The sequence below is a fragment of the Rhizobium sp. 57MFTsu3.2 genome, assembly GCF_012932765.1.
In the GTDB taxonomy this organism is placed as follows: Bacteria; Pseudomonadota; Alphaproteobacteria; order Rhizobiales; family Rhizobiaceae; genus Rhizobium; species Rhizobium altiplani.
Map to the genome: position 1 here is coordinate 1 of NZ_JDWI01000022.1, position 26,093 is coordinate 26,093.

Consider the following 26,093-nt stretch of genomic DNA (forward strand, 5'->3'; position numbering starts at 1 on the left):
CTCGCGCCATTTGGCCACCGTCTTCGAGTTCAGGCCGTAGCGGGCGGCAAGGGACCGGGTACTTTCTTGCGACGCTTGGAGTTCGGCTCGAAGACGCGGCGTCGTGCGGGCGCTGCCGTGAAGAATACTTCCCATAATGCATCCTCTTCCTGACGACTCAGGTTCAATGATGCACCATCACACTCAGGGACTACACACCTAGCGTGGTTTCGCCTCAACGGAGCTCGACTGATGCCAAATATGATTAACGATCACCTTTCGCTTCTGCCGACGTCAGCCGGCAGGGCGAGCGCGACACTGCGGCCGCGCCTTTTCCACTACACGACACTTCAAGGGTTTCTCGGTATTGTCAGTTCGAAAGTGATGTGGGCGACAAACATCCACTATCTGAATGATTCAGAGGAAGTTCGTATATGGGCTGGGCTACCTGAAGGCGGAACCAGAAGCGTACGAAGGCCGCATCGTCAAGACAGCAGGCCATATTGCTTCGGGTAGCTTCTCTCATCGATTTCTTCCAGCAGGGATATGTCTACACGGAGTCCTTTGCGGAGGACGACGATCTCCTGAGCCAATGGAGGGCTATGGTGCGGGTGGAGGAGTATGCTTGAGGAGTTCATCGATCACTCGTTGGCGACGATCGATGCCACCACGCCCTTGGACGATGAACGGGTCGAAGAGTTCGCAAACCAGATTGTCACTCGTTACCAGCAGCTAGCCTGTGCCTTCAAGGATCCGTCCTTTCGTGAGGAGTGCGAATGGCGCATCATTCCGAAGTTCGTACCACGTGACCATCAGTCCGTGAGAGTCCGCGGGACGGCGACGATGCTGGTGCCGTATTTTGAAGTCGACCTTGATCTGGGCAACGATAGTGAGGGCCGCACAAACCTCGGGTTTGACACGGTGATCGCGGGACCCAGCCTGCAGAAAGAGCGAATACTCCAGGCAGCTTCGCCCCCTACCGATCACTATAGCAGCGCTCTCTGGCAGGGGCCAAGAGCCTTCCTGCAATGGACGGACTGTTCGAGCGATACTAGCCCCGAAGCTCGTAAAGCTCGGTCTGCCCCGTTCGGCCCCTGACGCTGACAGTGCCGATAGGTAGGAAACTGAAATTCTCCGCAACTGCGTCGCGGACCGCGCTGCTGACGAGGATCGAGGTTCCATAGTCGCGGTTCAGGCCCTCCAGTCGCGAGGCGATGTTTACAGTGTCTCCGATCGCGGTGTATTGCCGGCGGGTTTCGGCGCCGACGCTGCCGACGACGGCCGGTCCGGTGTGCAGGCCGAAGCGGGTGACGAGTTCGGGGCGATCGGCGGCGCGATTGGAAGCATTCATCTCGTCGATCGCCGCTTTCATCGACAAGGCACAACGGCAGGCGTTTTCGATATGCCGCTCGTCATGAACCGGCGCGTTCCACATCGCCAAAACGGAGTCGCCGATATATTGCACTATGGTACCGCCGTGGCGCTCGACAATCATATTGAGGGTTTCGAAATAGGTGGAAAGCAGGGCGACGACCTCTTCGGGCGAGCGCCATTCGGAGATGGTGGTAAACTCTTTGATGTCGGTGAAGAGGACAGTGATCTCCTGCCTGGAGGCGGAGCCGATCGCTGATTGGCCTGTCATGACAATCCTGCGGACCAGTTCACGCGGCACGTAGAGCGAGAACATCCGGATGGTATCACGGGCGGAACCGAGCGCTTTGCCGAGCGCGTTCACCTCGGATATCCAGGAGCGCGAGACGCGGCTCTGCTTGAATTCCAGATTGCCCAGTTGCCTCGCCTCGTCGGCCAACGCATAGAGCGAGCGGCTGATCAACCGGGAGATGATGATCGCGGCGATCGCGCCCGCCGACAGGAAGGCGGCCGCGGCAGCCAGATTGCGCCTCAGGGTCCGCTCGACAGGACCGACCAGGTCGTCAAGCGGTGCTGCGATGACGACCGTGTAGTTTTTCAGCATGCCGGCTATTTCCGCACGAAAGCTTTGGGCCAGATACTCGCGGCCATTCACCAGAAAGCGGACGACATCGCCATCTGGCCGGCTGCGGTCCTGTGCCAGATTCGCGACGGCCGGGATGGCTGGGTCTGTCGCTGCCACGTCTGCAACAGACATCAGCCTCCCGCGACGCATCTGATCGCGCAGTTTCGTCATGATCGCGGGGTCGGAGTGAACGATCAGGCGGCCGGTGCTGTCGAATACGTAGCCATGCGCCTCTTCCGAGATCGTCCCGGTATCGACAACCTCTCCCAACGTCACAAGCATCACATCGGCGCCGATAACGACCTGGTCCTTCCCGGCTACGGGCGTAGCGAACGTCAGTGTGAGGTAGTTGGTCGCAGCGGAAATATAGGGGCCGACCGATGTCGTCCGGCCCTCTGAGACCGCGGCCTTGTACCAGGGCCGGGACCGCGGGTCGAAGACATCGTCGCCGTCTGCGCGGCGAGCGAGAGGGCGAATGTCCTGGTCGAAGAACGTCCAGGTCGTCACTGGAATACCGATGACCTTCGTGATCGCACGAACGGCGAATGCGGCGTCGGCCGGAGCATTCAAGGCGTCGCGCCACGCCGGATTTGTCGCAAGGTTCGTGGCCTGAATGTACGTCCCGTCAGCAAAGCCGACATAGACCCCGTCTATGTGGAAGGACGACTTCAGTTCTCGCAGCAGCAGGGCCTGCTTCGCCAGCAGATCCTGGGGTGGCGGCGTGAGCATTTGCGGGACGGCGGCGGCCGTCTCGATCGCGGTGTATCCGCCGTTGAACACGTCGCGGTAGTTCTCGATGGTGCGCAAGCCGAGTTGACGCATTTGTGCTTCGCCAGCGGAGAGGGCGGTCACCTTGCCTTGGGTATATGCCATCCACACGAGCGGCAGCGCCGTGCAAGCCAGCAGCCCGACAATGATGACGCTGAGGTGCAATCGCAGGGGAAATGCCCAGTCCGATGCACTCCTGGTCCCTGTCGCGGGCGGTGGCGTAGCGCGGTCCACCATCCCTACCCCCCAAGAGCAATCGCAATGCCGACCAGCGCGAGGCCTAGGCACGTCATCGTTATGCCTGCGTTGAGCGGCTTTGCGTCCGAAAAATGCGCCCAGGCACAGCCTGTCAGGAAGAGCAGGGCAATCAGTAGAAAATTGCTGGTTCTCAGCGCAAGGTCCGCACTGCTGATCATGAAGAAGGGGATAACCGCAGGCAGCGATGTCGCCGATACCAGGAGAAAGACGATGACGGCGGCGAGAAAATCATCTCTCGACAGACGAGTGTTGGCAGGGCTTCCTCGCCGCGCGAGGCCGAGCATGGCTTGGTAGAGTGCCTCTTCATCCGCTGCCGCGGAAACTAGCGGTTCGCCGTCGATCGGAAATTCCTTCCGGAGCGCAGCAATGGCGTCCCGCTCGTTTTGAGCGGCCCTGACCTGCCGAAAGACGTGTCCGCGCCGGCTCTTGTAGAATACCACGCCCAAGACGAACAGCACGGCGTCGATGATGCCCCATGCCACGTTGCAGCCGATGGTCGCGACGATCAGCTCGCGGACGTCAAGGCCCCCTTCGGTGAAGATGACCCGTGAGCCGACGGTAAATGTCAGCGCCATAATCAGTCCGAAGAGGACTTCGCCGAGGGCATCACCCGGGTCGATTACATCGGCGATCTGTGGCCTGCCGGATGCCATGAAATGCCTGCTCCTTCGCGGCTGCTGAATTCCTCATATGGAACGATCCACGACTTCAACGAAGCAGCGCGGACGCAAAACTAATGATGAGGATCCCCGAGATCCGTCGCTGTCTTGTCTCCGTGGCAAGCGAGACATTGAGCGCTCTTTTCGAGTCCTACGACCTGGGGGTCGACGCCTTGGAGCGCTTCCTCGGCCAGCTCGACGGATGAGCGGCGCATCCTTGAATCTGAACGGCTTTGCTCGAACCTCGAGGCGGAGGTGGTGGTGTACTGCAATGAGCGATACGGCCAGGAGATGCGTTCGCAATATGCTTCAATCGCCTTCATCGCCACGGGCTCCGATGCCTTGAGAATACGTCCTGGCGAGTGCTGTGCGCTTCCATGCCGTCTTGGCGCACCGTGGCATCGCGTGCTCCGTTGGCGCGGAGGGCCAAGCTTCTCCCCGCTTACCCCGCAAAGCGCAGGACGTTCGCAAACCCTGTCGGCCGGTATCGCGCGCTTTCCGCTCCGAATTATTCGACGGGCGGCTCCCAGGTCAGGTAGAAGCCGACGTCGCCGGGGATGCCCCCCGGAAAATTGATGATCACCGCCTTCAGCCCATAGCCCTGGGGCTTGGCCGCCGTCTCGAAGAGATCGTAAAGTTCCCTTGCCTTGCCCTGGAGGGTATTCTGCCAGCCGGGCAGGTTGTTGTTGATGTGTCGACCGCCATCCGAGCAGAGGCTCGACGGGAAGCTGTAGACCATCGCTTCGTATTTTCCGTCCGCGGCGGCTTTCATCACCAGCCGTTTGATGACCGCCCGCTCTGTCTCGCCGATATGCTTCTGGAAAAAATCCTCGACGAACTCTGCATGTTTCGTCGCCTCGCGGGCCTTTATCTTGTCGTCGCGTTCCATCTCCGCAAGCTGAAGTTCAAGGGCACGCTTGCGCAGATCTTCGGCACTGGTCATCGACTGAGGGGTCGTCTCGTTTGCAGTCATCGCCATGTCCTCCGAGTTTTCCAAAGGATAAGATGAGTACGGGCGTCAAGGCAGTAAAATACACAGGGGATGAGGTAGTATACGGTATATTACGCCGTGGGCCACTGGCTGATCTTGTTCCCAGTGCATGTGCTCGGCAGACAGAGTTGAAACGGCCCCTGGGGGGAAGCCGCCAAGTGCGGCATGGACATTTGGTGATCGAAGGGGCGTCGACCGCATATTAATTAGTAATCTGTAATAAAATCCCGCAGTCGCCGTTCAGGAAATGTTGCTGGCGGTCCCTGGAACATTTAGCGCAGTCGCAGGTTGCTTCTGGAAATTAGGAGCGAAGCGATGCTAATTCTTGAAGAAGTTCTCCTCGTTTCTGCCGATCGGGTGGCCTGCTGTCGCGGTCAGCTCGAACTGGATCTCGACCAAATGATCCTGCAACTCGAACGGTCGGGCTTCTCCCGCAAGGAGATCCTGGTCGCCATGAGCGAAATGATCAGCGAAGAATTCTCGGCGCTTCCCGACATGCCGAAATTCCATTGACCGGCTATCACCTTGCACGTCCGATATGGTGAGGCTTCGCTCATTGCGCTATGACATCGCGATGAGCGAGACGTTTCTGATCACCGGCCCGGACAATCCCCCAGCCACCATCCTGCTTGCCCACGGTGCCGGCGCACCGATGGACTCGAAGTCCATGACGGCGGCTTCCGAAGCGCTTGTCGGTAAAGGCTTCCGGATCGCGCGCTTCGAGTTCGCCTACATGGCGGCGCGGCGGACGTCGGATGCAAGAAAACCGCCGCCGAAAGCCGAGACCCTCATCCCCGAATACATGGAGGCGGTAAAGGAGGTCGCGAGCAGCGGGCCGCTCATCATCGGCGGCAAATCCATGGGCGGACGAGTGGCCAGCATAATTGCCGACGAGCTATATGACCAAGGCGCGATCTGTGGATTGTTGTGCCTTGGCTATCCTTTTCATCCACCCGGCAAGCCGCAACAACTGCGCACCGCGCATCTGAGAAACCTGCGTTCGCCGACGCTTATCTGCCAGGGGACGCGCGACGAATTCGGTACGCGCGAGGAGGTCGAGACCTATCCGCTTTCCCCCGCAATATCATTGCGTTGGCTCGAGGATGGCGACCACGATCTCGCGCCGCGCAAGAAGATATCCGGCTTCTCCGTCGCCGATCATCTCGCCACGATGGCAGCGAGCGTCAAGGCTTGGGCAGACGAAAACTGCCTTCGCTAGGACCGGGTGCGAACGTCAATTCGACTTGACGCATGTAAATGCTTTATGCATGTTCGCCTGCAAGATGTGACGTGCATTTCTGCGATCCTTTCTCGCATGTTTGGGGGCAGCATGATGAAGTGCGTAGCATGTTCAGGGCTCTTCTCATCCATTCTCGCCGCAGCGCTTGCGATGAGTAGTGCCGCCTTCGCCGCCGATCTCGTGATCGCGATGCCGAACTGGCCTTCCGGGCAGGCGACGGCGAATATTCTCAAGGTCAGCATTGCCAAGGAATTCGGGCTCAATGCCGATGTGCAGGAGCTCGGGACGCTACTTGCGTTCAATGGCATGGAGAAAGGCACGGTGGACATCCAGCCGGAGGTCTGGCAGCCGAACCTCGAAGATGTCATCAAAACCTTTGTCACGGAAAAGGGTGCCGTGGTTCTCGCCAAGCATGGCGTGCCGGCATGGCAGGGCATCTGCGCGACGCCGGCTGCCGCCGAAAAGGGGCTGAAGTCGATCGCGGATCTCAGCGATCCGGTGAAAACAAAGATTCTCGACACTGATGGTGACGGCAAGGGCGAGCTGTGGCTCGGCGCGCCGACCTGGGCTTCGACGGGGATCGAGCGGGTGCGGGCAAACACCTACGGCTACGCCAAGAACCTGACGCTGGTCGAGTCGGAAGAAGAAGTCGCCATGGCGGGGCTGGATATCGCGATCGCAACAAACCAGCCGCTTGTCTTTGCCTGCTACGCGCCGCACTTCATCTTTGACCTGCACAAGATCGTCCGCCTTACCGAGCCGCCGCATGATGCCAGCAAGTGGAAGCTCGTCGGTCCCAGTGATCCGCTCTGGGTCACCAAGTCCTCCGCATCGACGGCCTGGGATACAGCCAACTTCCGCATCGGATACGGCGCCGCTTTCGCCAAGAAACGCCCCGAGATCGCGGCGTTTCTGGAAAAAGTCGATCTGACGCCGGAGGAGGCGACGGCGATGAGCTATGCGCTTGAAGTCGACCGCATACCGCCGCTCGACTACGCGAAAAAATGGGTCGCCGACAACGCAAAGCGCGTGGATGGGTGGGCTAAGCAATGACGGCACGCTGCAAATTTCCGGTGAAGAGGAAAGAGGCCATCCGGCCGCGCAAGCTGACTTTGGCTCTGCTTGCTGCGGCAGCCTGCCTCGGCCCCCTGGCTGCCTGGGCTCAGACACAGATCTATGACTCCAAGACGCACACTTGGGTCGACTACGACAAGAGGAAGGCTCGCCAGTATTACGCGCGCAACAACCAACCGCCTGAAGCATTCCGGATGCAGACCGTGACCTTCAGGACCGCGGAGCCGCCAGGAACGATCATCATCGACGGCAACCAGCATTTCCTCTACCTCACCCAGCCTGGCGGGCAGGCCATCCGCTACGGTATCGGCGTCGGGCGCGAAGGCTTCGGTTGGGCCGGGATCGTGCGTGTGGGCCGGACAGCGGAATGGCCGACCTGGACACCACCGGCCGAAATGGTGGCGCGTGACCCAAACGCGGCCAAGTGGGCAGCCGGGATGCCGGGCGGACCGGAAAATCCATTGGGTGCCCGGGCGCTCTACCTCTACGAAGGCGACCAGGACACCATCTATCGCATCCATGGGACGGCGGAACCTTGGACCATCGGTCTCGACGTTTCCTCCGGCTGCATCCGTATGAACAATAACGACATCGTCGACCTCGCCTCGCGGATCAAGATTGGCGCCAAGGTCATCGTGCTGATGCAGGGGGCGGCGCTCTACAAGGGCGTCTGACAATAGGTCCGGCACAAGCGCCGGAAATGGAGAAAACAACGCTAGTCGGGGGACAGGATCTTGGGGCAGAGAATCGCGAGGGGAATTTCGATCGGCTGGGCGATAACGGCAATGGCGAGCGCGGCGTTGCTCGGCGCTTGCACGCCGCCGACGCCGCCAGCGCCTGACAGCATGGCCCGCACCACGTTGCAGACCGCACCGGCGGATCTCCAGCTACTCTGCGCCAATTCGGCGGCCGGAATTGCCGGCGCGAACGCCAAGGTACTGCCCACGGCCTCCCGTCAACTGCCCGACGGCACCTTCGGCGTCGATCTCGATGCCGGCGGCAAGAAGTTCTCTTGCATCGTCGACAACAACGGCACAGTCCGGTCAGTGCAGCCGGCGCGGTCCGGCTGACGGCACGCCCCGCGAGGTCGGGCGTACCGCCATTATGCTCAAACGGCGGTCAGTTCGATCTTGACGGCAGGGAGCCGGCTGCAGTTCGCCTGTACGCTGATCGCGCCGGTCAGTCCTGTCGCTTCCAACCAGAAGCCGGCCGTGCCGCCCTGTAGCGGAATCGATGCCGGCCCGACAATCTTCGCCGGTCCGTCGACGTGCATGGTGACATTGTCATTCATGAAGGGCAGGCGCTGTCCCTGCTGATCGAGCGCGCGGATGATGACGCGGGTCGTGTCGCGCTCCCGGGCCTTTAAAGTCGGGCTGTCGGCAACGACCTGCAGCGTTGTCGGCAGCGGGTCGGCCGCGAGCGTCAACCTGGCAACCGGCTCGCCCGCAATGTAGCCGGTGAATTCGCCATCGATCCATTCAAGCCCCCACGTGCCAAGCTCGTCCGGCGTGAAATGGCGGTGGTCGAGAACGACAGGCGGATGCGGCAGGTGCGGATAGTTCTCGCGGTCCGGGCCGATCCGCTTCGTCACCGCGCCGTATCGCAATTCGACCTCATCGCAGTTGGTCAGGATGATCAACGGCAAAACGCCGCCGATGTTGCGCTCGCCGCGAGCCCAGAAGGTGACGGGCTTCATGACGACCTCTTCGGACGGATCGCATTGGCTCGCGTAGACATAGGCGGCAAACTTCGGCTCGCGGAACATGTCCATGACGCCGTGGTAGCAGATGCGGTCGCCGGAGCCGAAGTCCTTGTGGGTGTTGTAGTCGAACATGCACCAGCCGATCGCACCCGCGATATCAGGATCGCCATAGGCTGCGTTCAGCACCTCGAGATGTCGGCGGACATGCTCGGCTTGGCGAGCCTCCTGGTCGTAGATCTTGGTGGGATACATGTGGCCACCAAACTCGGTGATCATGTAGGGCACCTTGTACGACAGACCGGTGGATTCCTGCTGTGGACGAAGCGCCGTGCGCGGGCGGTTGTTGCCGGGCAGTTCCTCGTTGCCGAGGATGAAGTCGTTCATCGTGTAGACGTCTTCGAGCAGTTCGCTGTCGGTTATGTAGCGGACGCCGCCGGTCTGCCGCGTACGGTCCAGTTCACGGGCAAGTTGGTTGGTCTCGACATAGAAATCGTGGCTGTCCTGTGATTCGTTGATGCGAACGCCCCAGATGATGATCGAGGGATGGTTCCAGTCGCGCTCAATCATGCGCCGCACGTTGCGGATCGATTCCTGCTGCCATTCGACGTCGCCGATATGCTGCCAGCCTGGGATTTCCTCGAAGACCAGAAGACCAATGCGATCGCACCGATCGAGGAACCACTTCGATTGCGGATAGTGCGACGTGCGGACAATATTGCACTTCAGCACGGATTTCATGATATCGGCGTCGCGTTCCTGGGCCGATCTGCCAGCGGCATAGCCGACATAGGGGAAAGCCTGGTGGCGATTGAGACCGCGTAGCTTCAGCGGCCGGCCATTGAGAAGAAAGCCTTCGATCGTGAACTCGGCGGTGCGGAAGCCGAAGTGCGACGAGACGCGGTCGGAACCGTGACTTGTCTTCAGTTCGACGGTGACTTCGTAAAGCGCCGGATTGTCGATATCCCAGAGCGATATACCGGTCAGCTCATTGAAAGAGAGAGTAACATCTTCACCGGTCGTTTCCGCGGAAGCCGTGGCGAGCACGCGCCCATCCTCATCCTTCAGGGATGCGGATACCGAGCCCAGGAAGGTGAGTTGTTGCAGATTGGCAAGATCGACACGCACGCTTGCCGACTTTTCCTCCGCCAACACATTGTGGGTTTCGATCTTCAGGTTGGCGATGGAAACCGGGTCCGTGACCTTCAGCCAGACGTCACGGTAAATGCCGGCATAGGTCAGGTAGTCGATGCGGCCGCCGAAGGGCGGGATTTCAGGGTTTTCGCTGCCGTCGATTTTCACGGTAATCAGATTGTCGCCGACCACCAGGCTGCCGTTGAGGCGCGCCTCGAACGGTGTGTAGCCATCCTTGTGCGCGATGATCTCTTCACCGTTCAAATAGACGACGGCATCGGCCATGGCGGCGTCGAAGACAAGCGAGACCTCACGGCCCTCGAATTCCGGCATCCAGCGCAGGATCTTTTGGTAGGTGAACGCCCGCTGGTAGCTTGTCTCGTCGAAGTAGTTGAACGGCAGTTCAACGGCCGTGTGTGGCAGGCTGACGGTCGCTGAGCCATCGAAGCTCCCGAGCAGGCGCTGGCCGAAACCCTCGTGGAAACTCCAGCTCTCGTTGAAAGAGACGACGGAACGCATCTCAGGCTCCCATGCAAAAGGCGTTGCGAACAGATTGGCGCTGCTGAAGGGCGCGTGGAAACTCAAGCATCGATGGTTCTTTCTGGATTGGAGATGGCTGACTGGTAGTCAGCGCTGACGTCCTAGTGGCGCGCGATGCTATCCTATGGATATTGGGCGCCGTTGGTCGTGGTGTAAATCGAATAGAGCGATTGGGTGGCGGTGATGAACAGTCGGTTCTTCTTTACGCCGCCGAAGGCGATATTCGAGACCGTCTGCGGCACCTTGATCTTGCCGAGGAGCGTGCCGTCGGGCGCGAAGCAGTGAACGCCATCGGCAGCGCTGGTCCAGAGATTGCCGCTGACATCGAAACGGAACCCATCCGGCACGCCGCTGTCTATCGAGCAGAAATACCGGCTGTTCGCGAGCCTTTTGCCGTCCACGATGTCGAAAACGCGGATGTGGCGGGGGACATCATGGTTTCGGGAGCCGGAATCGGCGATGTAGAGCTGCTTCTCATCCGGCGCGAAGGCTAGGCCGTTGGGCTGAATGAAATCCGTGGCAACAGCTTCGATCTCGCCCGTCGATGCGTCGATGCGGTAGACGTTGCGGGTTTCCTGTTCGGGCTCGGACTTATGGCCCTCGTAGTCGGACATGATGCCGTAGGTCGGGTCGGTGAACCAGATCGAGCCGTCCGATTTCACGACGACGTCGTTCGGAGAGTTCAGGCGTTTGCCTTTGTAGCTGTCGGCCAGCACCGTGATGCGGCCGTCGAATTCAGTGCGAGTCACGCGGCGGCCGCCGTGCTCGCAGGAAACCAACCGGCCCTGGCGGTCCCGGGTGTTGCCGTTGACGTAATTCGAGGGAGAGCGGAAAACTGAAACGCTACCGTCGGGCACCCAGCGCATCATCCGCTCATTGGGAATATCACTCCAGATCAGGCAATTGAGGTCCGAGAACCAGACGGGACCCTCTGCCCAACGACAGCCGCTATAAAGTTCTTCCAGCCGGGCGCTGCCGGCGATCAAGCCACGGAAACGGTCGTCACGAATGTCATAGAGCGCATCTTCTGACACGGGTCAGCTCCTCCCAAAGCGATGTGACGATCTTCGTAAACGTAAACGGTCAAGTGTTCCAGAGCCCGGCGCCGGCAAAAGCGCCGGGCTCTGCATTTTTTAGAGGGCTGTGTCCGGATGCGGCGAGCCGTCATAGGCGCCCCAGATCGACTGGTCGAAGCAGATCACGGACCCGGTCATGAGGCCTGATTCCGGCGAGGAAAGATAGGCGCAGGCACGCGCCACTTCCTCGGGATCCACGAGGCGGCCGAACGGCTGGGCCGCGGCCGCCTTTTCCAGCCAATCAGCCGGTGCGTCGTGATATTCCCGCTGAATGCGGTCCTCGCCCTCGGAGGCCATCCAGCCGATATTGAGGCCGTTGACGCGGATGCGGTTGCGTAGAAGCGCGTAGGCGGTGTTCTTTGTCAGGGTTTCCAGTGCACCTTTCGAGGCGCAATAGGCGGCAATGAAGGGCTGCCCTGCCTTGGCCGACATGGAGCCGATATTGACGATGGTGCCCTCGATTTTTTCGCGCCGCATCACTTTTACTGTCTCCTGCATCAGGAAGAACGGGGCACGGACATTGACGGCGAACATGGCGTCGAAGAGCTCCGGACTGGTGTTCAAAATTGTGCCGCGGTCGGTGATGGCGGCCGCATTCACCAGGGCATCCACGCGACCGAATGTCTCGTCGCAGACTTGAACGACGTTTCTGGCATCCTCGACCTGACCAAGGTCGGCCTTCACATAAACGACCTTGGCCCCGGTGGCGGCAGCGATCTCATGGGCCTTGGCCTTTCCCTTCTGCTCGTTGCGGCCGCAGATGACAAGGCCCTTGGCGCCGCGCTCGGCGAAGAGGCGGGAGATCGTTGCCCCGAGTCCCTGAGTGCCGCCGGTTACGATGGCGATCTTGCCGTCGAGGCGGCTGTGGTTTGTTGTCATGTACTCCTCCTTTGAATGATGGCCTATATGCCGAAAGCTCCCGGCACCAAGGCGCCGGGAGCTGATTTCGTCAATGCGGATGCGTCAGCTTAGTCGCCGCTCGCTCTGTTGCGCCAGTGCCGAGAGGAACCGCGCGTCATCCCAATCCTCCCGCAGCGCCTCGTGCATCAGCTGCGCTTGCGTCTTCGGCGCGAGGCCACCAAGCGGTGGGTCGCGGTCGAGGTTGGTCGGGAACGAGTAGCCCTCGGCGCAGGCGGCAACGGCATAGCCGATCTCGATTTCGGACAGCTTGCCCCTCAGGGCCTTCAAAGCCGGGAACAGCTTGGCGCTCATGCGCTCGCGGTTCACGGTCTCCATTGCCCGCCCGAATGCCGAGGAGACCTGCAACAGATTAGCGACGCGCTTGATGTCGGTCGAGCGGTTCGTACCAGCCGCGTGGAACAGCGCCGGATTGAAGAACACCACGTCGCCCTTTTCGAGCGGCAGCTGGACATGATGCGTCTCGAAATAGTCCTTGAACTCCTGGCGCTTGAGCGCGAGGTAGCCCGGCTCATAGGTCTGGCTGTGCGGCAGGAAGAGGGTTGGACCGCTTTCGAGCGGCATGTCGCAATGAGCGATCGCGCCCTGCAGGGTCAGCACCGGCGAGAGCCGGTGCACATGCGCCGGGAATTGCTCGATCACCTTGGAAGACTGGAAGCCGAGATGGTAGTCGCGGTGCGCGGACTGTGCCGCGCCACCCGGATTGACCCGGTTGACCTGGGCGGTCATTTGATAGCTTGGGCCCAGCCAGGCTTCGCTTGCGATCGCGACGATGGGGTTTGCGTAGTACTCGGCGAAGTTCTCGGGATCGGCGAGGCAGTGCTTTTCCAGCGAGTTCCAGATGCGGTCATTGGCACCCGGCTTAGCAAAGTGATCGCCGCCGCCGCTCGCGGTTCGGTGTTGCTCCTCGATGATCTCGCTGAATATTGCGCTGGCGCGGTCGATGACGCCGGGATCCCTGTAGGCGCGCTTGAAAACGACGACGCCCGGGCCGTCGCCAAAGGCTTCGCAGATCTCGGCGAGAACCGCTCTGCGGCCGCTGGCGATCGCTGCAGCGACCTTGGGGCTATCATAAATCAGAATGTTCTTTTCGACGGCGTCGGCCGTCGGATAGTCGGCGAGAGCCGTTGTCTTTTCGGCAAGCTTGCGGAAGTCGCCGAGATCGCAAGCATCCTCGGTCAGCCAGACGCGATCGGCGCGCAATTTCTGAAGGTTGTCGGTTTTCATCAGGTGCTCCTCCCTTTCCGATGAGGGCACTATACGCCGCCGACTGGTGTGTTATAGATCAGGAATCCATCAAAAAACCATCAAGACGGATTGTGTGGCACACCGGTTTCTCGTCAAGGATATCGCCTTCCAGGCCGGGCTGAGCACAGCGACGGTGGATCGCGTTCTCAATGGCAGGAGTGGTGTCAGGCATCAGACGATGATGCGGGTGCAGGCTGCGATCGCAGAGCTGGAAAAGCAGCAGATCGGCGGCGAGGTGAGCGGGCGGAAGCTCGCCATCGATGTCGTGATGGAAACGCCGGACCGCTTCAGCACCGCCGTTCGCGATGCCTTTGAGGCGGAGGTCGCCACCTTTCTGCCGACGGTGTTCCGGTGCCGCTTCCATTTCGCCGAGGTGATGAAGCAGGCAGAGCTGGTGCAGTTGCTCGACCGGGTCCGGCTGCGCGGCACGAACGGCATCGTCTTGAAAGCACCGGATGTTCCGGAGGTCACTGCTGCGGTTTCCCGCGCAACGGACGCCGGCATTCCGGTAGTCACTTTGGTGACGGACCTGCCGAATTCCTCCCGCAGTGCTTACGCGGGCGCTGATAATCGAGCGGCCGGTGAGACTGCAGCCTATCTTATTGGCGAGCATTTCGGCGACGCGCCCGGGCGGGTTCTCGTCACGCTCTCCAGCGGTCGATTTCGCGGTGAGGAGGAGCGCGAGATGGGCTTTCGCCGCGTGCTGCGCGAACGCTATCCCCAGATTGGGATGATCGAAATCAGCGAAGGCCACGGAACGGATGCAGCGACGGGCACGCTGGCCGCTCGTGCAATCGCGGCGGATCCGGCGATCAACGCGGTCTATTCCATCGGCGGCGGAAACCAGGCAGTGCTGGCCGCCTTCGAGGCGGCGAAGCGGCCGATCCGCGTGTTCGTCGCGCATGATCTCGATGCGGACAATCGCGCGCTGCTTGCCGACCGCAAGATCGGCTTCGTCTTGCACCACGATCTGCGCACGGATGCCCGCTCGGCCTTTCGCGCCGTCATGGGCCGTTCTGTCAGGGGCGGAATTGCGCCTCCGGCATTGTCGTCGCTGGAGATTGTTACACCTTACAACATGCCTGCTACGGATTGAGGTTTGCCTTTCCCTTAGCGGTAAAATCGCGATAGTGCTTTCGCAGGAGCGAGGGAAACGGTATGGAATACAGCGATATAGGGACAGTTGCGGCCTGGCTGACGGAGCAGGGGCTCAAGGGCGCGTCGGAGGCCGAACTGTTGACCGGCTTCTGCGACGCCTGCCGCGAACGTGGCTTGCCGCTCGATCGCGGCATGGCTCTGATGGACACACTGCATCCCGTACACGAAGGCCGGGCATTCCGTTGGGACAGCCAGGAGGAGATCGAGACCGAATTCGAGTATGGCTCCACCAGCGAAGGACCGGCATTGGAGAGCTGGCAACGTTCCGCCTTCTACTATCTGTGGGCGGGAGAGGAGAACGAGGTCAGACGGCGCATCGGTTTTGGCGATCCGGCCGACTTCGCCATGCTCGACACGATGCAGGCGCAGGGCCACACCGATTTCGTCGCGATGGTCCACCGGTTTGCCAAGGCCGGCACGATCGGCGAGATGGATTGCTTCTTCTCTCATTTCGCGACCCGCCATCCCGAGGGATTTTCTGATCACGATCTCATCATTCTGCGGAAGCTGGTGCCGGTGTTGGCCCTTGCGATCAAGTGTATCGCGCTGGCGCGTATCGCGAGGACCATCGCGGAGGTTTATCTTGGCGATGACGCCGCGCGGCAGGTATTGGAAGGCAAAATCACCCGAGGCAAGTCGGAGCGGATCTCGGCGGCTCTCTGGTTCTCGGATCTTCTGAACTATACGAAAATATCCGACACCGCGCCGCCGGAAGAAATCCTGCCGATGCTGAACGCCTATAGCGATGTGGTCATTTCCGCGATCCATGAGGCCGGTGGCGATGTGTTGAAGCTTATCGGCGACGGTGTCCTGGCGATCTTCAAGGCGGACGAGCCTGCCGATGCCTGTGCTGCGTCGCTGCAAGCCGAGCGATTGCTGCGGCAGAAGCTGAAGGCGTTGAACGATGAGCGCGCGCTGGAAGAACGGCCGACGACCGAGGTCTATATCGGCCTGCACATCGGTGATGTCTTCTATGGCAATATCGGCAGCCGCGAGCGACTGGACTTTACCGTCATCGGCCCCGCCGTCAACGAAGTCAGCCGGATTGCCTCGATGTGCCGATCGGTCGATCTCAACGTGCTGATGTCGTCGGAGTTTGCGGCGACGATCCCGGAGAACGAACGCGGCGCGCTGGCCTGCATCGGCCGTTACGCGCTCCGTGGCGTCAAGCGCGCGCAGGAGCTTTATACGCTCGACACGGCGCGAATCGAGATCTGACGCCTTCTGTCCGTGCGCCGTCAGAAGAAATTTCACGGCGTTGTCGCCTTCTGCCGATAGAGGATTATATCGGTCGAAGAGGCGGGTTGCCTCGTAGATCGGGCGAAGCGGCGACAGCCCGCTTTCTCTCATCCAAACAGGAGGACGGCATGCAGATCAATCGTACAGGTTCAGCGCAGTGGTCCGGTGGACTGAAGGACGGCAAGGGGCAGATCTCCACGCAGAGTGGCGCGCTCAAACACTATCCCTACGGTTTTTCGAGCCGTTTCGAAGGCATCCCAGGGACAAATCCGGAGGAACTGATCGGGGCGGCGCATGCCGGCTGCTTCACGATGGCCTTGTCGCTGATCCTTGAGGAGGCGGGTCTCAAGGCGACCGATATGGAAACGATGGCAAAGGTGACGCTCGAGAGCGTAGAGAGCGGCTTTGCCATCACGGCGATCCATCTCACGCTGACCGGCACGGTTCCGAATGCCGATGAAAGGACATTCATCGAGCTCGCCAACAAGGCCAAGGCCGGATGCCCTGTCTCCAAGGCCCTTTCGGCTGTCCCGATCTCGCTCGACGTCAAGCTCGCCTGAGCCTTGAGGTGAGACCGAGTGCCGCACCGAGGTGTCGGCACTTCGTCACCTGTCCATCTTTCCAAGCTTCGATCGACTGAATCTATGCGCCCTGCGGCCCAAGCCGTCGGGGCGATTTTCCGTGCTCGCCACGCGCGCAGATAAGCGGGAACGGCGAGAGTTGGCAGATGCCCATCCTATTTACACCAGATCGGCCGTGAGTCTCAGATGCGGCCAAACCTTGACAAATTACGAATGATGTCTTACGACTGACGAAATTCAAAAATCGTCAGTCGTAAGTGAGTGCGCAAAATTGATTAACGATGCTGCGGAAAACACGATCGAAATAACGCGCCAGGAGAATGTGACCCGCATTCTCGACGCTGCCGAGCGGCTTTTCCGTCATTACGGGTATTCGAAGACGACGGTGGCAGACATCGCTCGTGATCTCGGCATGTCGCCGGCCAACGTCTATCGCTTCTTCGCCTCGAAGGTGGAGATCCACCAGGCGATCTGTGGCCGTATGCTGGTTCACAGCTACCAGATGGCGTACGACGTCTGCCACCTGCCGATCAGCGCTTCCGACCGGCTGCGACGTTTTGTGCAGGGCCAGTATCAGATTACGGTCGACACCATGCTCGATCAGGAAAAAGTGCATGAGATGGTCATCGTCGCCATCGAGCGCGACTGGCACGTAATCGAAAGGCATATCGACAGTATTCATGAATTGCTCGCCGATGTGATCCGTGAGGGGATCGCTGCCGGCGAGTTTGCCGAGCAGGACGCGGATGTCGCGTCCCGCTGCTTCGGGGCTGCAACAATCAGCCTCTGTCATCCGCAGATGGTGGCGCAATGTCTTGCCAAGACCAACCGCGCCACCGTCGACGAACTGGTCGAGTTCTCGATCAGGGCGCTAAAGAAATAATTCGCGGCAAGGGCCGCAAATCAACCGATAGCCGATTTCAGGAGTGCGAAAGATGATTTCGCTGAAGAGAGTTCAGTTGCCGTCCGTAGTCAGTCTCGCGCTCCTCGGCGCCGTCGCACTTGCCGTATCCGGATGCAGCGACGAGAAGAAAGCCGAGACGAAAGAGGTCATCCGGCCGGTAAAGGTCGTGGAGATTGCCGAGGCCGGCGATACCCGCGCGCTGGACTATTCCGGTGCAGTGAAGGCTCGTGTCGAGATGAACCTCGGCTTCCGGGTCGCCGGCAAGATCACCGACCGCCGTGTCAACATCGGCGATCGCGTCAAGCCGGGCGATCTGCTCGCCCAAATCGACCCGACGGACTATCAACTGGCGGTCAAGACCGCCGAGGCGAACCTCGCCGCCGCCGAAAAGGGCGTGGCAACCGCTGATCTCGCCAACAAACGCGCGCAGCAACTGTTCGACAAGAGTGTCACGGCGAAATCGCAGATGGAGCAGGCAGCCCTTAGCTATGATCAGGCCGTCTCGACGCGCGATGCCGCGGCGTCGTCGGTCGACCAGGCTAGGAACCAGGTCGCCTATACCGAGTTGAAGGCCGACCGTAGTGGCATCGTTACCTCGATCAGCGCCGACACAGGCGCGGTCGTCGCGGCTGGCACGCCTGTCGCGACCGTCGCGCTTGATGGCGAGAAGGAAGTGCAGATCGCCGTTCCGGAGAACGACATCGCGCAGTTCAAACCCGGCAAGACCGTCAAGGCCAGCTTCTGGTCGGACAACAAGCTCGTGCTCGATGGCAAGGTGCGTGAGGTTTCCGGCAGTGCCGATGCGCAGTCGCGCACCTTCTCGGTCCGCGTCAGCCTTCCGAACGACGATCGCGTGCTGCTCGGCATGACGGCGACGATCGAGGCCGCCGTTGGCAATGCCGAGACCAACGTCGCCATTCCGCTCAGCGCGCTCGCCGAGAAGGATGGCAAGAGGATCGTCTGGATCGTCGATCGCAATGCATCGACCGTCCATGCCCGCGAAATCAAGGTTACGGACTTCACCGGCGCTGGCGTCCACGTCGCCGACGGCCTGAAAACCGGCGACCTCGTCGTCGCGGCCGGCACGCAGTTCATGGCCGAGAACCTGAAGGTCAAGCTGCCCGAACAGCAGTCGGCGCAGGCCGAAACCGGCGACGTCATCCGTTAAGGCCTGGTCAGGAGAGGATTATGACCATGGACAACTCCAACGCCGAAAAGCGCCCCTTCAACCTGTCACGCTGGGCGATCGGCCATCCGAGCATTGCACGCTTCCTGTTCGGCCTGATCCTGATCACCGGCGTCCTTGGCTTGATGCGCATGGGCCAGAAGGAAGACCCGGACTTCACCTTTCGCGTCATGGTCGTGCAGGCCATCTGGCCGGGCGCCTCCATCCAGGAGATGGAAGACCAGGTCGTCAACAAGATCGAGCGCAAGCTCCAGGAAACGCCGCATATCGATTGGGTGAAATCCTACACGCGGGCCGGCAGCGCCATCATCACCCTGCAGGTGAAGGGCGATACCAACAGCCAGCAGGTCGCTGACGCCTTCTACCAGGTGCGCAAGAAGGTCGGCGACATTTCCAGCGAGTTGCCCGAAGGGCTGCTTGGACCCTATTTCAACGATGAGTTCGGCGATACCTACATCACGCTGCATTCGATCAGCGGCGAAGGTTACAGCTATCCGGAGCTGAAGAAATTCGCCATCCAGGCGCGTGACATGCTTCTGACGACGCCGGGCGTTGAGAAGGCTGTCATCATCGGCGATCAGCCAGAGAAGATCTACATCGACGTATCCTCGAAGGCTCTGGCCGAACGCGGACTGACCGTGCTCGACCTGCAGAACGCGATCAAGGGACAGAACAGCGTCGATCCGGCCGGCTCCGTCGACACCGGCATACGTTCGGTGCGGATTTCCGTCGAAGGCGACGTAACGAAGGCCGAGGACATCCGCGAACTGCGGCTAAAGGCCGGCAATCAGGTCACGCGTCTTGGCGATATAGCTACCGTCTATTCGGGCCTCGAGGATCCCTATCAGCGCAAGTATCGCTTCAACGGGCATGAAAGCGTCCAGGTCGGCGTCGTCATGGCCAAGGGCTTCAAGGTCACCGATGTCGGCAAGGATGTCGAATCGACCTACGAGCGGTTCGCGGGATCACTGCCCTACGGTGTCGCCGTCGACCAGATCTCCAACCAGCCCGACGTCGTCACCGATGCGATCAGCGAGTTCATGCATGCGCTTGGCGAGGCCCTGATCATCGTGCTGATCGTCTCCTTCCTGTCGATCGGCTGGCGCTCGGGTCTCGTTATCGCCATCGCCATCCCGCTCGTGCTGGCAGCGACCTTCGCCATCATGTACGAGTTCGGCATCGATCTGCAGCGCATTTCGCTCGGCGCACTCATCATCGCGCTCGGCCTACTCGTGGACGATGCCATGATCGTCGTCGAGCTGATGGAGCGAAAGCTAGAGGAAGGCCTTGTAAAGATCGAAGCGGCCAGTTTTGCCTACTCCTCGACCGCCTTCCCGATGCTGACCGGCACGCTGATTACCACCGCGGGCTTCATCCCGGTCGGCTTTGCGGCGTCGACCGCCGGCGAATATGTGCGTACGCTGTTCTACGTGGTCGGCATTGCGCTGGTTGTCTCATGGTTCGTGGCGGTCTATTTCACGCCATGGCTCGGCTACATGATCCTGAAGCAGCGCCACCATGCGGGCGAGCATCACGATGCCTTCGACACGCGGTTTTATCATCGCCTGAGAGCGACGGTCAGCTGGGCGGTGCGCCATCGCATTATCGTCATTGCCATGACGCTGGTGACCTTTGCGACCAGCCTTTGGGCGTTCCAGTTCATCCCGCAGAACTTCTTCCCGCAATCTTCGCGCCCGGAAATCCTTGTTGATCTCTGGCTGCCAGAGGGCACCAGCATCAAGGAAGTCGAGACGCAGGCAAAAGCGCTCGAAGCCAAGATCATGGATGACAAGGACAAGAAGTTCGTCGCCACCTACATCGGCGAGGGCGCCCCGCGCTTCTTCCTGCCGCTCGACCAGCAGCTCCGCAATCCGAACTTCGCGCAGCTTCTCGTCATGGCAAACGACGAGCCGGCGCGCGAGCGGTTGATTGTCAAGCTGCGGACCATCCTTGCGGAAGACTTCCCTGATATCAGAGGCAAGGTCGATCGTCTGTTCCTTGGCCCGCCGACGGGCTGGCCGGTGCAGATGCGCATCATGGGACCGGATCGTCAGGAAGTCCGCAAAATCGCCGACGAGGTGAAGGCGAAGTTTGAAGCCAATCCGCAACTCGGTGCGATCCACGACGACTGGCTGGAGCCGGTGCCGGCGATGAAGCTGGTGATCGATCAGGACCGTGCCCGTGCGCTTGGCGTTACGTCGCAGCGTGTTCGCCAGATGCTGCAAACGGCTGTCTCCGGCGCCCCGCTCGATGATTTCCGTGACGGCGAGGAGACGGTGTCGATCGTCGCCCGTGAGCCGGAAACCAATCGCTCGCTGTTGTCGGCCGTCAACTCGGTCTACGTGCCGACGGACTTCGGCGGCTTCGTCCCAGTCTCCCAGGTTGCCAAGGTGGTGCCCGTTCTGGAGCAGGGGATCGAATGGCGGCGCAACCGTCTGCCGACGATCAGCGTTCGTGCAACATTGCCGGATGGCGTCCAGTCGAACGACGTAGTTATGAAGATGTATGCCGACATGCAGCCGCTACGAGACAGCCTGCCGGCCGGTTACAAGATCGAGATCCAGGGTGGCGCGGAAGATTCCGCCGAAAGCCAGGCCTCGATCGCGGCCAAAGCACCGATCATGCTCGTCGTCATCGTCCTCTTGCTGATGGCGCAGCTGCAGCACTTCGGCAAGGCGATGCTGGTGCTGGCGACCGGTCCGCTCGGGATCATCGGTGCGGCTGCGGCCCTGCTGATATCGGGCGCTCCGTTCGGCTTTGTCGCCATCCTCGGCGTCATCGCGCTGCTCGGCATCATCATCCGCAACTCGATTATCCTCGTCGACCAGATCGACCAGGACATCAAGGCGGGGATGAACAGGCAGGAAGCGATCGTCGGTGCTGCCGTGCGGCGGTTCCGCCCGATCATGCTGACGGCGCTGACGGCTGTCCTGGCGCTGATCCCGATCTCGCGCGGCGTTTTCTGGGGTCCGCTCGCCTATGCGATGATGGGCGGCATCCTTGTCGCGACGGTGCTGACAATCCTGGTGCTGCCCGCCGCTTACGCCCTCTTCTTCGGCAAGGAGCCGAAAGCAGCTGCGGCCAAGGACGGTGTCGCAAACGGCAACGCACCTGAAGAGGCGGAGGAAATGCACCCGCCGGCCCTGGCGGCCGAATGACGGGAAAGACGATGGCGCGGTGAGAACCGCGCCATTTTCGTTAGTCAGACCGTGGTTTCCGCGGCTTCCGCTTTCAAGCCGAGCAGTGCGGCGCCGATCAGGCCCGGCTCGACGCGGCATTCGCTGCGGACCACGAGCGGGCGATCGAATTTGCGCAGGATGCGCTGGCGGACAGCCTTGTCCAGCTCCGCAAGCAGCTCTTCGACATTCGAAAGACCGCCGCCGACGGGCACGATGGTGGCACCCGTGATATTCACCGTCAGGGCGAGTGGCGAGGCGACGAGGTCGACGAAGACATCGATGGTGCGAGCCGCCTTGGTCTCAGCCTTCAGCCAATCATCGATGATCTCCTGGCTGGACAGGTCGATTTCATGCAGCGTTTTGTGCAGCCGCTCGAGGCCGCGGGCGCCGCCGACCGTATCGACGCAGCCCGTCTGGCCGCAGCCGCAGGGAAAGGCCGGAATGGCAACCGGCGGATTGCCGGCATGAGATGCCAGCGCCGGGCCATGACCCCATTCGCCAGCAAAGCCGCCCGCGGCATTGATCAGCCGGCCATCTGCGACGACGCCACCGCCGACGCCGGTTCCGAGAATGGCGCCCAGAACGATGCGGTGGCCGCGCCCGGCGCCGAGATCGGCTTCCGCCATAGCGAAACAATCCGCGTCATTTGCAATCAGGACGGGCAGGCCAAGTTCGGCCTCGAGATCAGCGGCGAGGTTGCGGCCGTGGATACAGGGAATATTGGCGCAGGTCAGCCGCTGCGTATCCGGATCGACGACGCCGGCGATCGAGAAGGCCAGGCGTGTCGGTTGCTCGCCGGTTTCCGCGATGATGGCACGCAGCGTGTCGACGAATGCGGCAAAATCGTCCTTGGGGGTGGGACGCCGGCCGAGCGGCGTGATGTCGGCTTCGGAGTGCGCCACTCCGCCCTTGATGGCGGAGCCGCCGATGTCGAAAGAGATGATCATTCGGGTTCTGCTGGTTGGATGGCCTCTGCGTCTGCTCGCACCCTTCCGCGGGTTTTGCAAGCCAAATCCGGGTCAGGCAGGCAGGGTCATCTTGGCTTCGAAGCCGGCTTTCTCGCCAGCTGGCGGGGAGCGCAATTCCAATGTACCGCCCATCTGGGAGACGATACGGTCGGCGATGGCGAGCCCGAGGCCCGAACCGGATGCTGTCGTCTTGCCGCGGCGGAAGCGCTTCTTCAGGCCCGCCATCTCGGCCTCGCGGATCGGTGGCCCGCCGTTGACGACACGGATGATGCCGCCACTTTCGAGACTGACATTGACCGGCAGGTCGGGATCGCCATGGATCAGGGCATTCTCGATCAGGTTTCGCGTGACGATGCCGAAGGCATCCATGTCGGCGTTGCGGACGAGCTTTGCATCGGGCGCAGCAGAATACTTGAGCCTGCCGTTCGTACGGCTGTCGCGCTGGAAGTCGGTGACGACCATGTCGAGGACAGGACGCAGGTCGATCGGGCTCGAGCTCCCGCCGATACCCGCCTCGGCGCGTGACAGTTGCAGAAGCTTTTCCGCCAACCGGCTGAGATTGACCAATGAGGCTTCGACCTGCTGTACGCGATCCTGCGTTGGGCCGGGCGGCAATTCTTCCGCAAGCCGTTGGGTCTGTGCCAGCGCACCGGCAATCGGCGTTCTCAGCTCATGCGCACTGTTGGCGGTGAATTCGCGCTCCGCTTCGAGGGCCGCTCGCAGGCGCCCGAGGAGGAGGTTGACCGATCGAGCGATCGGCCTAAGCTCGACCGGCAGGTTCTGGCCATCGACCTCAACCATGTTGCCGCTGTCCTTCGTCCCGATGTCTCGCCGGAGCGCCTCAATCGGCCGCAGCGCCCGCCCGACGACGAACCAGATCGCAAAGATGCTGGCGGGAATCAGTGCTGCCAGGGGGATAAGCAGCGTCACGGCGCTTTCGCGCGCGGCTTCGTTCCGGTTCTTGAACCGGTCGGCCACCTGCAGGAACAGCGAGCCGTCGGCCGCCATTTCGGTGTAGATCCGGGCCGTTGGTGTATCGTGAAAGCCGGTGCTCAGCGGCGCGTCGAACGGCTCGGCTGGAGCGTCATTCGAATGCAACACGACCTTGCCGCTGGCGTCGCGCACTTGATAGGTCAAATACTCGCGTCTGGCGGCAGCGTCGAACATCGCCATGTTGCGTGGATCGCGATCTGTGCCCTGGTTCAGCTCGGCTAGGATAAGCGCCAGCAGGCGCTCGGTCGTCTCCTGCTGGGCAGCGTCGAAAATTTCATCGAATTCATGCTGCATCACGCGGAAACTCAGGCCGATCGCTGCAAGCCAGGAGACAACCAATACGGTCGTCAGGGCAAGGATCAACGGGCCGGTGATGCTGCGTTCACGTTTCATTTTCATCCGAGTGTGTAGCCGATGCCGCGTGCCGTGCGGATACGGTCCTTGCCGATTTTCTTGCGCAGGCGGCTCACATATACCTCGACCGTATTGCTTTCGATTTCGGAGCCGAATGCATAGAGCGCTTCCTCGATCCGGTCCTTTGGAACGATCGCGCCCGGGCGCGCCGTCAGGAGGTCGAGCACCGCCCACTCGCGGCTCGTCAGGATGATCGGCTCGCCGGCCACGGAGAGCTGATGCAGTGGCCGGTTGATCTCGATATCGGAAATGCGGATCACCGGATGCGGATTGGCGTCGTAGCGGCGCGCGACGGCCATGATGCGCGCTTCCAGCTCGTCCAGATTGAAGGGCTTCACGAGATAGTCATCGGCGCCGGCGTTCAGTCCGTCGATACGATCCGAGATCTGATCGCGCGCGGTTAATATGATGACGGGCGTTTTCAGGCCCCTTTCGCGAAGACGGCGCAGAAACTCGACGCCGCTGCCATCCGGGAGCTGAAGATCGAGAAGGATCAGCCCGTAATCGACAGGTCGAGCGGCGGCGTCGGCATCGGCGAGATTTTGCACCCAGTCAACGGCATGATTGGCAGCGGCGACGTGATCCCGCACTGCTCCACCAATCATCCTGTCATCTTCAACCAGCAGAATTCGCACAGTTTTTTCCTCGGTGCCAGTTAGCTCGCAGTTCAACCTTCGGTCAAGCAAGGCTTGATCGACAAAGATGACAAGCAGATGGCACCCGGCTCCAGCTCCAAGCCAAAATAGGCTGTGCAATTTCTCAATGCACTCGACATTTGCCCGAATTCTGGTTTGATTTGGCGCGATGTACATCTTCCCGTCGGCGGTGGCCGCCCCTTTCAGCATGGTAGAGACTTGATGGTACGAAAATCCGAGACTTCGGGACGGCTGGATGATGCGGCGCGTGCGGGATGGCTCTACTACGTGGCGGGGCGAACGCAGGATGAGATTGCTTCCTCCATGGGGATTTCCCGGCAGTCGGCCCAACGGCTGGTGTCGCTCGCGGTCGCCGAACGGCTGATCAAGGTGCGGCTTGACCATCCGATCGCTGCCTGCCTCGAACTCGCCAATGCGGTGCGCAAGAAGTTCAACCTGAAGCATGTCGAGGTCGTCCCGAGCGATCCCGGTTCCAGTTCGGCGACGGTCGGCATCGCGGAGGCCGCCGCAGCGGAGATCGAGCGCTGGCTGAAGCGGCCGGATCCGATCGTGCTGGCGGTCGGCACAGGGAGAACGTTGAAGGCGGCGGTCGATCAACTGCCCGCCATCGAATGTCCCAACCATCGCATCGTATCGCTGACCGGCAACATCGCGCCCGATGGTTCGGCGGCCTACTACAACGTCATCTTCAGCATGGCCGACGCGGTGAAGGCGCGGCATTTCCCGATGCCGCTGCCGGTTCTCGTGACGTCGGCGGCGGAACGGGAAACCCTGCATGGCCAGCAGCTCGTTCGCTCGACACTCGAGATCAGCGCGCAGGCGGACGTGACGTTCGTCGGCATCGGCGAGCTCGGCATCGACGGCCCGCTTTGCGTCGACGGATTTCTCGAGAAAGACGAGATGATGGAGCTGATGCGCAACGGTGCCGTCGGCGAGATCTGCGGCTGGGTGTTCGACAGCGAGGGCAAGCTTCTCGACAACCCGATCAACGAGCGGGTAGCCTCGGCCTCGATTCCCTCACGCGAGTCGTCGACGGTCATCGGAATCGGCAAGGGAAAGCGCAAGTTCAAGGCGATCAAGGCTGCTGTAATAGGCCATCAGATCAACGCGCTGATCACCGATGAGGATACTGCCGAGTATTTGCTCAAGGCATGAGCAAATATTTATTTCTTTAAAATCAGCTAGATAACACCATTGTTCGCTGATGCAGCAACGAATGGTGATTGACATTCTTT

General features: G+C 61.0%; 24 protein-coding genes and 1 pseudogene. 14 read left to right on the forward strand and 11 right to left on the reverse strand.

The genetic code is table 11. From position 1 onward, the window contains the following. A pseudogene (locus AF71_RS21070) lies at positions 1 to 135 on the reverse strand (IS481 family transposase); the annotation flags it as partial. A gap of 465 nt (positions 136 to 600) precedes the next feature. Here AF71_RS21070 and AF71_RS21075 point away from each other — a divergent pair. Next, positions 601 to 1,077: a hypothetical protein gene (locus AF71_RS21075; protein ID WP_169682931.1), complete on the forward strand. Its 477-nt coding sequence runs from the start codon at positions 601 to 603 to the stop codon at positions 1,075 to 1,077. Here AF71_RS21075 and AF71_RS21080 read toward each other — a convergent pair. After that, the gene (locus tag AF71_RS21080) at positions 1,031 to 2,980 is read right to left on the reverse strand and encodes an adenylate/guanylate cyclase domain-containing protein (RefSeq protein WP_169682933.1); all 1,950 of its coding nucleotides are present in this window, start codon (positions 2,978 to 2,980) and stop codon (positions 1,031 to 1,033) included. The two genes, AF71_RS21075 and AF71_RS21080, sit on opposite strands and share 47 nt — an antisense overlap. A 2-nt stretch (positions 2,981 to 2,982) precedes the next feature. Continuing rightward, complete coding sequence (locus AF71_RS21085; RefSeq protein ID WP_113472053.1) at positions 2,983 to 3,654, reverse strand: VIT1/CCC1 transporter family protein; 672 nt, start codon at positions 3,652 to 3,654, stop codon at positions 2,983 to 2,985. A gap of 83 nt (positions 3,655 to 3,737) precedes the next feature. On the opposite strand from AF71_RS21085, the gene AF71_RS32155 reads away from it, so the two are divergent. After that, complete coding sequence (locus AF71_RS32155) at positions 3,738 to 3,866, forward strand: hypothetical protein (protein WP_018856456.1); 129 nt, start codon at positions 3,738 to 3,740, stop codon at positions 3,864 to 3,866. A gap of 302 nt (positions 3,867 to 4,168) precedes the next feature. On the opposite strand, the gene AF71_RS21095 is transcribed toward AF71_RS32155, so the two are convergent. Then, on the reverse strand, positions 4,169 to 4,633 hold the full coding sequence (locus tag AF71_RS21095; protein ID WP_026371699.1) for a hypothetical protein: 465 nt from the start codon (positions 4,631 to 4,633) through the stop codon (positions 4,169 to 4,171). A 333-nt stretch (positions 4,634 to 4,966) separates the two neighbouring features. Here AF71_RS21095 and AF71_RS21100 point away from each other — a divergent pair, with 333 nt between their 5' ends. The 5 genes from AF71_RS21100 (at position 4,967) to AF71_RS21120 (ending at position 8,035) form a co-directional block, all read left to right on the forward strand. After that, positions 4,967 to 5,164: a hypothetical protein gene (locus AF71_RS21100; protein WP_018856458.1), complete on the forward strand. Its 198-nt coding sequence runs from the start codon at positions 4,967 to 4,969 to the stop codon at positions 5,162 to 5,164. Positions 5,165 to 5,225: 61 nt separating this feature from the next. After that, positions 5,226 to 5,870 carry an alpha/beta family hydrolase gene (locus AF71_RS21105; RefSeq protein ID WP_025658831.1) on the forward strand — a complete coding sequence of 215 codons (645 nt, stop codon included), beginning with the start codon at positions 5,226 to 5,228 and terminating at the stop codon, positions 5,868 to 5,870. Between the two features lie 111 nt (positions 5,871 to 5,981). Beyond that, positions 5,982 to 6,944, forward strand: a complete 963-nt coding sequence (locus tag AF71_RS21110; protein WP_169682935.1) for a glycine betaine ABC transporter substrate-binding protein — start codon at positions 5,982 to 5,984, stop codon at positions 6,942 to 6,944. 38 nt (positions 6,945 to 6,982) lie between these two features. Further along, positions 6,983 to 7,639 (forward strand): L,D-transpeptidase, encoded by a 657-nt coding sequence (locus AF71_RS21115; protein ID WP_245267939.1) that lies wholly within the window; start codon positions 6,983 to 6,985, stop codon positions 7,637 to 7,639. Positions 7,640 to 7,699: 60 nt separating this feature from the next. Then, the gene (locus AF71_RS21120) at positions 7,700 to 8,035 is read left to right on the forward strand and encodes a hypothetical protein (protein WP_100248211.1); all 336 of its coding nucleotides are present in this window, start codon (positions 7,700 to 7,702) and stop codon (positions 8,033 to 8,035) included. Positions 8,036 to 8,073: 38 nt separating this feature from the next. On the opposite strand, the gene AF71_RS21125 is transcribed toward AF71_RS21120, so the two are convergent. The 4 genes from AF71_RS21125 to AF71_RS21140 form a co-directional block, all read right to left on the reverse strand. Continuing rightward, positions 8,074 to 10,317, reverse strand: coding sequence for a glycoside hydrolase family 2 TIM barrel-domain containing protein (locus AF71_RS21125; protein ID WP_113472052.1), 2,244 nt, complete (start codon positions 10,315 to 10,317; stop codon positions 8,074 to 8,076). A gap of 143 nt (positions 10,318 to 10,460) precedes the next feature. Continuing rightward, positions 10,461 to 11,372 carry an SMP-30/gluconolactonase/LRE family protein gene (locus tag AF71_RS21130; protein ID WP_169682937.1) on the reverse strand — a complete coding sequence of 304 codons (912 nt, stop codon included), beginning with the start codon at positions 11,370 to 11,372 and terminating at the stop codon, positions 10,461 to 10,463. A gap of 99 nt (positions 11,373 to 11,471) precedes the next feature. Next, positions 11,472 to 12,293, reverse strand: coding sequence for an SDR family oxidoreductase (locus AF71_RS21135; RefSeq protein ID WP_169682939.1), 822 nt, complete (start codon positions 12,291 to 12,293; stop codon positions 11,472 to 11,474). Between the two features lie 84 nt (positions 12,294 to 12,377). Further along, complete coding sequence (locus AF71_RS21140) at positions 12,378 to 13,559, reverse strand: phytanoyl-CoA dioxygenase family protein (protein ID WP_018856467.1); 1,182 nt, start codon at positions 13,557 to 13,559, stop codon at positions 12,378 to 12,380. Between the two features lie 94 nt (positions 13,560 to 13,653). Between AF71_RS21140 and AF71_RS21145 the strand changes: the two genes are divergently transcribed. The 6 genes from AF71_RS21145 to AF71_RS21170 all read left to right on the forward strand — a co-directional run bounded on the left by AF71_RS21145 (position 13,654) and on the right by AF71_RS21170 (position 21,806). Continuing rightward, complete coding sequence (locus AF71_RS21145) at positions 13,654 to 14,676, forward strand: LacI family DNA-binding transcriptional regulator (RefSeq protein ID WP_169682941.1); 1,023 nt, start codon at positions 13,654 to 13,656, stop codon at positions 14,674 to 14,676. A 62-nt stretch (positions 14,677 to 14,738) separates the two neighbouring features. After that, positions 14,739 to 15,956 carry an adenylate/guanylate cyclase domain-containing protein gene (locus AF71_RS21150; protein ID WP_018856469.1) on the forward strand — a complete coding sequence of 406 codons (1,218 nt, stop codon included), beginning with the start codon at positions 14,739 to 14,741 and terminating at the stop codon, positions 15,954 to 15,956. A 149-nt stretch (positions 15,957 to 16,105) separates the two neighbouring features. Then, positions 16,106 to 16,537: an OsmC family protein gene (locus AF71_RS21155; protein ID WP_169682943.1), complete on the forward strand. Its 432-nt coding sequence runs from the start codon at positions 16,106 to 16,108 to the stop codon at positions 16,535 to 16,537. Positions 16,538 to 16,832: 295 nt separating this feature from the next. Next, on the forward strand, positions 16,833 to 17,441 hold the full coding sequence (locus AF71_RS21160) for a TetR family transcriptional regulator (RefSeq protein ID WP_025658840.1): 609 nt from the start codon (positions 16,833 to 16,835) through the stop codon (positions 17,439 to 17,441). A gap of 52 nt (positions 17,442 to 17,493) precedes the next feature. After that, complete coding sequence (locus AF71_RS21165; protein ID WP_169682946.1) at positions 17,494 to 18,630, forward strand: efflux RND transporter periplasmic adaptor subunit; 1,137 nt, start codon at positions 17,494 to 17,496, stop codon at positions 18,628 to 18,630. 26 nt (positions 18,631 to 18,656) lie between these two features. Beyond that, positions 18,657 to 21,806 (forward strand): efflux RND transporter permease subunit, encoded by a 3,150-nt coding sequence (locus AF71_RS21170; RefSeq protein WP_169682966.1) that lies wholly within the window; start codon positions 18,657 to 18,659, stop codon positions 21,804 to 21,806. A 44-nt stretch (positions 21,807 to 21,850) separates the two neighbouring features. Here the strand turns inward: AF71_RS21170 and AF71_RS21175 are convergent, their stop codons facing one another. From AF71_RS21175 to AF71_RS21185, 3 genes are all read right to left on the reverse strand, one after another. Then, entirely contained in the window at positions 21,851 to 22,774 is a 924-nt protein-coding gene (locus tag AF71_RS21175; protein WP_169682948.1) for an ROK family protein, read from the reverse strand. A gap of 72 nt (positions 22,775 to 22,846) precedes the next feature. Further along, entirely contained in the window at positions 22,847 to 24,181 is a 1,335-nt protein-coding gene (locus AF71_RS21180; protein WP_025658843.1) for an ATP-binding protein, read from the reverse strand. A gap of 2 nt (positions 24,182 to 24,183) precedes the next feature. Beyond that, positions 24,184 to 24,837: a response regulator gene (locus AF71_RS21185; RefSeq protein WP_025658844.1), complete on the reverse strand. Its 654-nt coding sequence runs from the start codon at positions 24,835 to 24,837 to the stop codon at positions 24,184 to 24,186. 222 nt (positions 24,838 to 25,059) lie between these two features. Here AF71_RS21185 and AF71_RS21190 point away from each other — a divergent pair, with 222 nt between their 5' ends. Beyond that, positions 25,060 to 26,013 (forward strand): sugar-binding transcriptional regulator, encoded by a 954-nt coding sequence (locus tag AF71_RS21190; protein WP_025658845.1) that lies wholly within the window; start codon positions 25,060 to 25,062, stop codon positions 26,011 to 26,013. The last annotated feature ends 80 nt before the right edge of the window (positions 26,014 to 26,093 follow it).